This is a genomic window from Phocaeicola sp. GP0067 (assembly GCF_031119655.1).
GTDB classification, from domain to species: Bacteria; Bacteroidota; Bacteroidia; order Bacteroidales; family Bacteroidaceae; genus Phocaeicola; species Phocaeicola vulgatus.
The window spans coordinates 45,828-57,118 of the sequence record NZ_JAVHZY010000029.1 but is presented as its reverse complement, the minus strand read 5'-3'; the positions used below and the strand labels follow the sequence as shown (position 1 = coordinate 57,118).

Annotated in this window: 9 protein-coding genes and 1 tRNA gene; 3 read left to right on the top strand and 7 right to left on the bottom strand. The window is 45.6% G+C overall.

Annotated elements, in window-relative coordinates:
• Nucleotides 1-230: 230 nt before the first annotated feature.
• Nucleotides 231-303 (bottom strand) — tRNA-Met (locus RE317_RS17700).
• Nucleotides 304-534: 231 nt separating this feature from the next.
• On the opposite strand from RE317_RS17700, the gene RE317_RS17695 reads away from it, so the two are divergent.
• The 3 genes from RE317_RS17695 to RE317_RS17685 are packed head-to-tail and all read left to right on the top strand — an operon-like array spanning nt 535 to nt 2,585.
• Nucleotides 535-1,134, top strand: a complete 600-nt coding sequence (locus RE317_RS17695) for a TetR/AcrR family transcriptional regulator (RefSeq protein WP_005840108.1) — start codon at nt 535-537, stop codon at nt 1,132-1,134.
• A gap of 31 nt (nt 1,135-1,165) precedes the next feature.
• On the top strand, nt 1,166-1,912 hold the full coding sequence (gene fabG / locus RE317_RS17690) for a 3-oxoacyl-[acyl-carrier-protein] reductase (RefSeq protein ID WP_005840106.1): 747 nt from the start codon (nt 1,166-1,168) through the stop codon (nt 1,910-1,912).
• A gap of 1 nt (nt 1,913) precedes the next feature.
• Complete coding sequence (locus RE317_RS17685; RefSeq protein WP_005840104.1) at nt 1,914-2,585, top strand: RluA family pseudouridine synthase; 672 nt, start codon at nt 1,914-1,916, stop codon at nt 2,583-2,585.
• Nucleotides 2,586-2,649: 64 nt separating this feature from the next.
• Here the strand turns inward: RE317_RS17685 and RE317_RS17680 are convergent, their stop codons facing one another.
• The 6 genes from RE317_RS17680 to RE317_RS17655 form a co-directional block, all read right to left on the bottom strand.
• The gene (locus RE317_RS17680) at nt 2,650-2,955 is read right to left on the bottom strand and encodes a hypothetical protein (protein ID WP_008667669.1); all 306 of its coding nucleotides are present in this window, start codon (nt 2,953-2,955) and stop codon (nt 2,650-2,652) included.
• 284 nt (nt 2,956-3,239) lie between these two features.
• Nucleotides 3,240-4,622 (bottom strand): sigma-54 dependent transcriptional regulator, encoded by a 1,383-nt coding sequence (locus RE317_RS17675; RefSeq protein ID WP_005852895.1) that lies wholly within the window; start codon nt 4,620-4,622, stop codon nt 3,240-3,242.
• A gap of 101 nt (nt 4,623-4,723) precedes the next feature.
• On the bottom strand, nt 4,724-7,291 hold the full coding sequence (locus tag RE317_RS17670) for an ATP-binding protein (RefSeq protein WP_008667667.1): 2,568 nt from the start codon (nt 7,289-7,291) through the stop codon (nt 4,724-4,726).
• A gap of 13 nt (nt 7,292-7,304) precedes the next feature.
• The gene (locus RE317_RS17665) at nt 7,305-8,615 is read right to left on the bottom strand and encodes an MATE family efflux transporter (protein ID WP_008667662.1); all 1,311 of its coding nucleotides are present in this window, start codon (nt 8,613-8,615) and stop codon (nt 7,305-7,307) included.
• Between the two features lie 93 nt (nt 8,616-8,708).
• Nucleotides 8,709-9,953: a pitrilysin family protein gene (locus RE317_RS17660; RefSeq protein WP_008667661.1), complete on the bottom strand. Its 1,245-nt coding sequence runs from the start codon at nt 9,951-9,953 to the stop codon at nt 8,709-8,711.
• Between the two features lie 12 nt (nt 9,954-9,965).
• Nucleotides 9,966-10,811, bottom strand: a complete 846-nt coding sequence (locus tag RE317_RS17655) for a peptidylprolyl isomerase (RefSeq protein ID WP_005840090.1) — start codon at nt 10,809-10,811, stop codon at nt 9,966-9,968.
• Nucleotides 10,812-11,291: the final 480 nt, after the last annotated feature.

Here is an 11,291-nt window from a genome sequence, read left to right as displayed (position 1 = left end):
TGAAGTTCTTCATGTTCAGACTGGCTAGGCTATACGCTTAAAAGAAAGCTTGCCAACCCGGAAAATCCGCTGACCCTCTTTTTCTTTCTGAAAACATTTTTTTATACGTTTTTCGAGCCCGAAAACGTATACCGTTAATGAATTCAATTATTTTTGTCCGACTTTTGTCCGACTGTTTTAAAAGTAAAGAGGATAAAAGATTGTGATTCAATCATTTATCCTCTTTTTAGTTGCGGAGGCCTGACTCGAACAGACGACCTTTGGGTTATGAGCCCAACGAGCTACCAACTGCTCCACTCCGCGATGTTGTGTTTTGATTACGGGTGCAAAGGTACGGCTTTTTTTCTAATCTCCAAATTATTTCTGCATCTTTTTCTCAAATAAAATAATCTTTTTATCTAATGTGTTGATATATAGAGTGTATGTAATATGTTAATTAACATTTACTTTAAGATTATACTTTATTTGTTTGTGTGGTACAAAGAAAAAATGTAATTTTGCTCACATATATATGTAATGTGCAATTGAACTTATATGGCAGTATCAAAGACTAGGGCTAAATTGGTAGACGTCGCCCGTCAGCTTTTTGCGAAGAATGGGGTGGATGATACGACAATGAATGATATAGCGGTGGCTTCCAAGAAAGGAAGACGCACGCTCTATACGTATTTCAAGAGCAAAGAAGACATTTATATGGCAGTGGTGGAGTCGGAGTTAGAGATGCTGTCGGGCGCTATGGAGAAAGTGGCTGAACAGGATATCGCTCCTGATACGAAAATACTGCGGCTGATAGAAACACATCTGGACTCTATCAAGATGGTGGTGTTCAGGAACGGAACTTTGCGTGCCGGTTTTTTCCGTGATATATGGAGAGTGGAGGCAGTGCGGAAGAATTTTGACCGAACGGAAACAAAGCTGTTCAGGCAGGTGTTGACGGAAGGAAAGGAAAAGGGAATCTTTGATATAGACAATGTGAATATCGTGGCGGATATTGTGCACTATTGCGTGAAGGGAATTGAAGCGCCTTATATACGTGGTCAGATAGGTGAGGAGCTGGACGATGAAACAGGATGGGCATACGTGGCAAAAATTGTGTATGGCGCATTGGGACGTAAAGAACAGAATAAGGAATAAAATTAACTTTATAATTATAAAATCAAAAATTATGGGATTATTAACAGGAAAGACTGCGATTGTGACAGGTGCCGCTCGTGGTATTGGTAAGGCGATTGCATTGAAGTTTGCTGCCGAAGGAGCAAATATCGCTTTTACAGACTTGGTAATTGATGAAAACGGTCAGAATACAGAAAAAGAAATTGCTGCGTTGGGTGTAAAGGTGAAAGGTTATGCTTCTAATGCTGCGAATTTTGAGGATACTGAGAAAGTGGTTAATCAGATTAAGGATGATTTTGGTTCTGTTGATATTCTGGTAAACAATGCAGGGATCACGAAAGATGGCTTGATGATGCGTATGAGTGAGGCACAGTGGGATGCGGTAATCGCTGTGAACTTGAAGTCTGCCTTTAACTTTATCCACGCATGCACTCCGATCATGATGCGTCAGAAGAGTGGGAGCATTATTAACATGGCTTCTGTAGTGGGTGTTCACGGAAATGCCGGTCAATGTAACTATTCTGCTTCAAAAGCCGGTATGATCGGTTTGGCTAAATCCATCGCTCAGGAATTGGGTTCTCGCGGTATCCGTGCCAATGCCATCGCTCCGGGATTCATCATTACGGATATGACAGCCAAATTGTCTGACGAAGTAAAAGCTGAGTGGGCTAAGAAGATTCCTTTGCGTCGTGGAGGTACTCCTGAAGATGTGGCGGATGTGGCTACTTTCTTGGCTTCTGATATGTCTTCGTATGTATCAGGACAGGTTATCCAGGTTGACGGCGGTATGAACATGTAATATGATAGTTGTTTACGAGGATAATCATATTATTGTAGTCAATAAGACTTCTTCTGAAATCGTTCAGGGAGACAAGACCGGTGATACTCCTTTGTCGGAGATGGTGAAACAATACCTGAAAGAGAAATATAATAAGCCGGGCAATGTTTTCATTGGGGTGACCCACCGCTTGGATCGTCCCGTCAGCGGATTGGTGGTGTTTGCCAAAACGAGCAAGGCATTGCCCAGACTGAATGAGATGTTCCGTAATGGTGAGGTGAAAAAGACCTATTGGGCGATAGTGAAAGAGTGCCCCAAGGAAACGGAGGGTGAGCTGGTACACTATCTGGTACGTAACGAGAAACAGAATAAGTCTTATGCATACGATAAGGAAGTAAAAAACTCCAAGAAAGCTGTACTGCATTATAAGCTTATCGGCCATTCTCAGAATTATTATTTATTGGAGGTGGATCTGAAAACCGGAAGGCATCATCAGATTCGTTGCCAGTTGGCCAAGATGGGATGTCCCATTAAAGGTGATTTGAAATATGGCTTTCCACGTTCCAATCCGGATGGCAGTATTTGCCTGCATGCTCGGACGGTACAGTTCGTTCACCCTGTGTCGAAGGAAATGATCCAGTTGACTGCACCGGTACCCGAAGGTAATTTGTGGAACGGCTTTGAGATGGATTAAAGATAGAAAACAAAAAGGGAATGCTTCACAGCATTCCCTTTTCTTACTTTTAGGCATCTTTCATTTACTTCAAAACTTCTCCGCTTTCGCTGAAAAGTACAGTGCTTTCAGTTCCCTCTTCATCAGTTAAAACAACCTTGTAAGTTTTAGTTCCATCTTCGTTCGCTTCTACGGCAGCTTCTTTGATAGTAGCTTCTGCATAGTTCTTTGTGATAGCTTCCTGCACGGCAGCCGGAAGGTCTTTCACTTCAATAGGGGTAAAGTCATTTATCATAGTTACGGTCACAGAGTCCACCATAAAGTTGTCGGCGAATGCTGCTGATGTTCCTAATCCCATTACCAATGCTGCTGCAACAAATAACTTTTTCATAATTGTAGGTTTTTACTGTTAATACTATGTTGTTTAGTTTTCTCTGATAACAGAAAAACAATATCTGTGCCAGAAAACGGGATTGTTTTTTAAAGTGCTGATATTTAGTAAATTGCCTTCGATTGGGATGAAAGGAAGATGGGAAAAAGTGTGGAATATGGGGAATATCTTGTGGAATTATTCCACATGGCCGATGGGGGAATGGGGTATATACTGTAAGGTTGTGCCCTACTGGAACAGCAGGGGTAACAGCCTTACGGTACAGTAGATTCTTGTTGGTAAAGTTATTGAATATCGTACAGCTTCAATTTGTTATATAAAGTTTTCCGGTCTATGCCTAATAAGATGGCGGCTTTACTTTTATTATTTCCTGTTTGCTTCAATGCCTCAAGGATACGTTTCTTTTCTGCCGCTTCATCATGCAGGCTGAATGTCTGCGGACCGGCGGACCTTATAGGTTCCTGCAGCTCATAACCTAATTCGGCAAGGGTGATGAAGTTGCTCTGTGCCAATAGGGTGGCACGTTTTACTATATTTTTCAATTGCCGGAGGTTTCCGGGCCATGAATACGTTTGTAAAGCTTGGCTGGCAGCGGTATCAAACCCTATCAGCTGGCGGTCCAGTTCTCTGTTTGCCTGATCCAAAAAGAAATTGGCGAATAGCAGGATATCTTCTTGCCGCTCTTTTAATGCCGGCATACGAAGGGTGAATTCATTGATGCGGTGGTAAAGATCTTCGCGGAAGTTTCCTTTTTCAATGGCCTGTTGCAGGTTCTCATTGGTAGCGCTGACCAGTCGCACGTCTACCTCTATTTCTTTATTGGAGCCGACCGGACGGATACGTCTTTCCTGCAAGGCACGGAGCAACTGTATCTGTACTTCATAACTTAAGTTGCCTATTTCATCCAGAAACAAAGTACCTCCGTTGGCTTCTACGAATGCTCCTGTTTTGTCGTTTAACGCCCCTGTGAAGGAGCCTTTGACATGACCGAAAAATTCGGAAGCTGCCAGCTCTTTGGGGATAGAACCGCAGTCTATGGCAATGAATGGCTTGTCGGCCCGTTTGCTTAGCTGATGAATACGGTGCGCCACATACTCTTTACCTGTTCCGCTAGCACCGTTTATCAGCACGGACATGGGGGTGGGGGCTACCAGACCTACATAATTGTAGAGTTGGCGCGCTGCCTCGCTTTCCCCCTCCAGAAAATTAGAGGGAGGAACGGTTGCACTGTGGGGAACGGCTTTGTTCTTAGATGCTTTGGGCGCGACTGTGTTCTTTTCTATTCCTACCGGTGTGGGTAAAGCTTTGTTTTGCAATGCCTCATTAATTTTCTTCAGCAACTCATCCGGTTGTATCGGCTTTGAAATGTAATCACTGGCTCCATGTTTTATAGCCTGTACAGCGCTTTGGATGTCAGCATAGCCTGTCATGATGATGAGTGGGATGTTATATTTCTGTTCTTTCATCCATGAAAGCAAGAAGATACCATCTTGATCAGGCAGGCGCAGATCAGACAAAACAAGATCGTATGGTTGTGCATCCAGTTGTTTGCGTGCGCGCGCATTACTGCTTGCTGTATCAACCGAAAATCCTTTTTTACCCAGCCAAGTTTTCAACATGGTGGCAAAAGTCAAGTCATCTTCTACTATCAGAATGGAATGTGGCATCTTTATGTGGTTTTTATTCGTGCAAAAATAAGCTTTTTTCACGGTGTACCGAAACACGGACTCTATTTCTAATACCTTTTAACTTAACAGGGCTTAATTCTTCATGCTTCATTCGGTATTTCGATCTGCTTTTTTGCTTCGTCAATTACTTTTTCTATTTCTTCTATTATAAAGTTTGTTTTCTCTATCGCTTCTTCACCGATTTCGGTTGTCCCTCGTCTTTGTTCCATCCATGTCAGTGCAGGAATGCAACGGGTAGCTCCCAGCATGGTGAACAGTGGCAACAGTTTATGAGCTATTGCCGTGATGTCTTCCATATTCTTTTTCGCCAATGCTTCTTCCATACACTCTCGGTTCTTTTTTGTTTCGCTGATGAAGGTACGGAGTATTTCTGAGGCTGCTTCCGGATCATCTTCCGAGAAGGCGGTCAGGGCGGAGAAATCCAACGTCTCTTGTTGGGGATGATTTTCTTTGGCCGGTGCTATATGGGGAGTCGGATTTCCTGTGGCGGGTACATCCTTTCCTGTGACCTGGAAGATGGCTGTAAACAATTCGTTTATGGTGAAAGGTTTGTGCAGGCAACCGGCAAAGCCATGTGAACAGAAATAATTTTCGTCCATATCGCTACGGGCGGTCAGGGCGATCACCGGCAGGGTTTGCACCCATGATGTGTCCAGCGTGCGGATGGCTTTCAATAAGTCGAATCCGTTCATGGCAGGCATTTGTATGTCGGTGAGTAAGACGTCGAAGCGCTTTTCTTTCAATTGGTTGAGGAGCTCTTCGGGATGATGGCAGCAGGTCACAGTCACTCCGGGGCGTTCCAGCATGGCGGTGGTAAGCTGTAACTGTATGCGGTCGTCGTCAATTAAAATCAGGTGAATCGGCTCACTGTCTTCGCGTGGAGTGTCTGTTTGCCGGATCCCGGTTGCGTCAGGGGAAGCAGGAGTATGTTCTGCTCCCGGTCCGGAAAGATTTTCATCCGGATGGGAAGGACCCTCAGGCAAAGGCAGATATACATGGAAGCAGCTGCCTTTGTCTTGTTCGCTTTCTATCTTGATATCCCCTTCGAGCAGAAGCACCAGTTTACGGGTGATGGCCAGTCCCAAGCCGAATCCTTCTTGTCCTTGTGCATTATGGAGCCGGGTGAATTCCTGAAAGATACGTTGTTGCTCTTCTTGGCTGATACCGCATCCTGTGTCACTGATACTGAAATGCAATTGGCCGTTTTCCAATGCTGCCCGCAGGGTGATGCCTCCTTCTTTAGTGAATTTCAGTGCATTGGATAGCAGATTCTCCGCTATTTGGCGGATACGGAACGGGTCTCCTATGTATACGCGGTTCAATGATTCGTTGCAATGATAGTTCAGTTCCAGCTGTTTGGAGTCTGCCATCGGTTTGAAGCTAATATAAATGGTGTCGAACAGTTGGTGGGGGTTGAACGATACCTGGTTGACGTCCATTTTATGTGCATCCAGCCGGTGGTAATCCAGCAGGGATTTGACCAGGCTGAGCAGGTGATTGGCTGAACTCTGCATATTGTTCAGATAGAAACGCTGGCGTTCTTCGGTAGTGATCCGCTCCAGCAGGTCGGTATAGCCCAAGATGGAACCCACGGGAGCTTTGATATCGTGGGTGATGGTCAGCATTAGTTTTTCACGCGCCGCCAATAAGTCTTCGGCGCGACGTTTGGCTTTTTCCAGTTCTCGGCGGTAGTGGTTGCTGCGAGTGATGTCTCTCCATATCAGGACCAGAAAGAAAATAGCCAGAACCACAGCGACAATGGCGATTCCCGCCACTGTGCGGATAGAGCTTTGGCGAATATATTCCTCTTGTATATGTTTGTTTTGGGCCAAAGCTTGCTCTTCCTCCTCTATAGTACTTAATAGCTGATTGACTTTCTGACTTAGTTTCAAGCCGCTGAGGCGCAGGGACTGGGTGCGGCGATTGACCATTTCCATACGTTCTTGTTGGGTATCGGTTACTCGGCTCTGTATGTTTTTCAACATGGTGACCACAGTATCTGCCGGACTGTATGCCTCGGTCAGCGTATCGGTATATTCTTCCTGAATCACATTGTTGACCTGTGTGGAATCTGCTTTTCCGGGCGAGAACACTTCTCCCAAACGTTTGAAGAAGCTTTTGGGCTTTTTACGAATAATATAAGAATTGGTGTGTGTGATTACTTTTTTTCGTACATGGGGAAGGCTGAGCAAGGAATCTTGCTGGGCGATCAGTTCGTCTATATGCTGTTTGTAAAGTATATCTGTCCCACCGTCCTGAATTGCTTTCAGCAGGTTGCGCATATTCCGTTCTTTATCCATGAAAAGCATTCCTACGGTATCCAGTCGCGCCAGTTGTATGCTGTCTGTCAGCAACGTGCGTAGGGAGTCAAGTGCCGTGGTGGCTTGTTTCATGGCTCGTTGGTATCGGTAGTATTGTTCTATTTGTCCCGTACTGAGTGATTGTCCGATGACTTCCGCCTGATAGAGCTGGCCGATAATTTGGTTGGTGACATGGCGCCGTTGGCTCAGGATGGCTTCATCATCACCGGTTCCGGACAGTGACTTCATTTCTTGATAGATATATCCGATAGATATAAAGAGCAGTGCAGTCAGCAGAATATAGCCGAATGCAACTTTCAGCTTGGTGGAACGGTTGGGCAGGCTCATGGTGGTTTTATTTTTATTTCGTATCACGGTTAAAGCGCAGGTAATAGAGTATTCCGGCTGTAGTCAGTCCGAAAGGAAATGCCATCCATATTCCTATGATTCCCCAATCCATGATGAAACCGAAAAAATAGCCGGCCGGCAGGGAGATAAGGAAATAGGCGATGAATGCGATATACATCATGGGTTTCACATCTGCGATTCCACGAAGGGCATTGGCGAAATTTATCTGTAAACCATCACCAAACTGGTAGATGATGAACGGAATGATAAGTTGTGCTACCATTACGCTGACCGCCGGACTGTCGCTGAACCATCCTCCCAGTTCGTTACGCAGCAGGAAGATGGGCAGGGCGCCTATCAGTGCGATGAGCAGCATGATATGGAATCCGGCGTATGCAGAGCGCCTGACGTTCATCCGGTCATTCTGTCCGCGGAAGTTGCTAACCCGCACGGCAACGGCTGCTCCCATGCCATAATACATCATAAAGCAGATTTGGGAAATGGCGAGCATCACTTGGTGGGCCGCCAGAGCAGTAGTCCCGATCCATCCCACCATAATGGCACTGAGACTGAACGAAGCAGTTTCCATTCCCATCTGCATGGCAATGGGCCATCCCAGTTTGTTCAGGTGCAGGAAGTCTGCCCGGTTGAGCGTATTGTGTAGAAAGCCTTCTTTATAAATATGATAACGTCGGGTACAGAAAAAAATGACGGCGAACACGATCACCATCATGATACGGGAGGCCAATGTGGAAATTCCCGCTCCCAGCAATCCCATTTCGGGCATTCCCAGTTTACCGTAAATCAGAATATAGTTGCCGATAATGTTCATTACATTTCCTGTCAATAAGATCCACATGGAAACGCGGGTATCGGTTATGCCGTCGGCAAATTGCTTGAAACCGTTGAAAAGCAGTACAAACAACAAGGATATCAGTAAAACGATGAAGTAGGGACGCATTAAAGGCAGCAGTTCTTCGGGTTGCCCCAGTCGGTGGATATTCAGATAAAGTATCCACATGATGAGTGTGAGCAATACGGCCAGCAGTGTGTTGGCAAACAGGCTGTTCTTCAGCATTCGTCCCACTACATGGGTTTCTCCTCGTCCGAACAGACTCCCTACGATAGGAGTCAGCCCGTATGAGAATCCGGTAGCGAAAATAATGGCCAAAGTAAACATATTGTTGACAAAACTGGCGGCGGCTAATTCATTCGTGCTGTGATGGCCTATCATCAATGTATCGGCAAAACCCAAAATGATGACACCTATCTGGCCGATAACGATAGGGATACCTAAAGTGAAAAGTGCTTTGTAATGTTGCATGGTTAATAAATTGCTAATGTGCCAATATGCTAATTTGCCAACTGGCTGCGCTGTGTTCCGCATGGCGCAGCCAGTTGGCAAATTAGCACATTATCAGGTCGGCAAATTACTTTTATAGTAGAGTGTGGAACAATTTTCTCGCACAAATGTTTTTTGTGCAGCTTCTTTTATCTGGCCGGCAGTGACCGAGCGATATTTGTTTACTTCATTGTTAATATCTTCCGCTTTGCCGGTCAGTTCAAAATAAGCCAGATTGGTAGCCACATTCAGGTAATTCAGGTTATTGAATATCTGTTCACTTTCATAGCGGTTCTTTACTTTTTCCAGCTCGTCTTCATCCACACTTTCTTCCGTCAATGCCTTCAGTTCCTGCCATACGGCAGCTTCGGCAGCTTCCAGCGTGACGCCTGGGGCGGGTTTGCCGGTGATATGGAACAATCCCTCGTCAATGCTGCCCGATATATAGGCGTCGATACTGTTGAATACCTGTTTCTCTTGTACCAGATGCTGCACCAGACGGCAGGAACGTCCGCTGCTCAGCAAGTCGCTTAGCATATCAAAAGCATAGTAGTCGGGATGGCGTCGTTCACAGATATGGAATGCCATAAAGAGCGCGTCTACAGGCACGTTCCGCTCTACTGTCAGTCGGCGTTCCTCCGTTTGCCGGGGTTCTGCCGGCAGTGAGCGGGGGGCTACGTTGCGGCGCGGGATAGGGCCGAACCACTTTTCAGCCAATGTCACTGTCTCTTCAAAAGTAATATGTCCCGTTACAGCCAGAATGGCGTTGTCCGGTGCATAATATTTAAAGAAAAAGGCTTTCACCTCTTCAAGGGTGGCATTGGCTATGTGGCTGATTTCTTTACCGATGGTAGGCCACTGGTACGGATGCACCTTATAAGCTAGGGCGCGTAGCAGATGTGAGGCGTCTCCGTATGGCTGGTTCAGGTTCCGCTGTTTGAACTCTTCGATTACCACTTGCCGTTGCACTTCCAGACTGCGCGGGTTAAAGTCGAGGGACAACATACGGTCACTCTCCAGCCAGAATCCGGTTTCCACATTCTGACGAGGGAGGGTGATGTAATAATTGGTTATGTCATTATTTGTCCATGCGTTGTTTTCGCCTCCGGCATTTTGTACCGGAGTGTCATAGTCGGGCACATGGATGGAGCCTCCGAACATCAGGTGCTCAAACAGATGGGCGAATCCGGTATGATCAGGATCTTCATCGCGTGCGCCCACATCGTACAATAGGTTCAGTGCCACCATCTGAGTCGTATTGTCCTCATTGTGTATCACACGCAGCCCGTTGGACAAGGTGTATCGGTTAATGTTAATCATCTGAGTCGCAAATTACTGAATACTTGCCTTGAGAATCCGGATATTCTCTATAGGGCGGTCTGCGCGGTTCGTTTTTGCTATTTCAATATTGTCCACTACTTCCATACCTTCGGTTACTTCACCGAATACGGTATAAGAACCGTCCAGGTGGGGAGCGCCGCCTATGGTGCTGTATGCTTTGATCTGTTCGGGGGTGAAGCGGAATTTCTCTTCTTTGTCCGCCAGCTCACGGGCTTGGGCTTCCAAGGTGTCCTGTAATTCCAGTAACCCGGCATTGTCTCCTGCCTTGCGCATCTTGTATATTTCCTTCATGTGCTGGCGTGCCAGACTGTCGAACAGAGCTTCTTCACGCTGTTCGTTTATTTTGTTCTCCATGCCCAGCAATTGCGGTTCGGTGAACTTGCGTCCGGTAACAATATAGAACTGGCAACCCGATGAAGCCTTTTCGGGGTTCACATCATCACCCTGGCGTGCTGCCGCCAATACTCCTTTCTTGTGGAAGAATTTCGGATTGAACTCAGCGGGAATGGTGTAACCCACATCACCGCTGCCCAGCATGGCAGTATCCGATGCGTTTTTGCTGTCCGGATCGCCAGCTTGGATCATGAATTGTTTGATAACCCGGTGGAACAATGTACTGTCATATACTCCTTCTTTTACCAGTTTGATAAAGTTATCACGATGTTTCGGCGTTTCATTATACAGGGCCACTGTGATATTTCCCATGGTGGTTTCCAGTTTTACCAAGGTACGCTTTTCATTTTCCATATGATGATTTGTTTGTCTTTTCGAGCCGGCGTTGCATGCAGTCAATGCAATGAAGGCCAGGCATATTAGTAAAATTTTGTTTGAAGTCATGAGCTATTTTTTATTTATCGGACAAAGATAGGAAATAAAATTGAGAGTAAGAGCGGAAAAGCGAAGAAAGGAAGGATAAAAAAAGGGAGAGAGCGGAGGAATACTTCAGACGCAGACGCGGCAGAACCAGGTCTTTTTTCCTCACAAACGTGCGTGTTCTTATAATTTGTAGAGAAGAAAAGTAAATGAGGCAGAGTGAGGGGAAGAGAAGCACCGGAAAGAGAAAAGACGAAAGAAAATAGATAAAAAGACCGGCGGCAAAACCGGAAGATGATAAAACTTGAAAAAAGAAAATTAAAAAAGTTTCTGAATAACATGGTTTGCATAAGTCTTGAAATTCGCATTGAATAGTAGTATGGCATCCATCGTTTCAGAGGGAAGTCTTTGATGAAGGATGCCGGATTTATATCATATTTGTAATATGCGCGCACGTGTGTGAGAAAAAGGAACTGCGTCTACGTTGGAAGTAGCTTCCGTCTT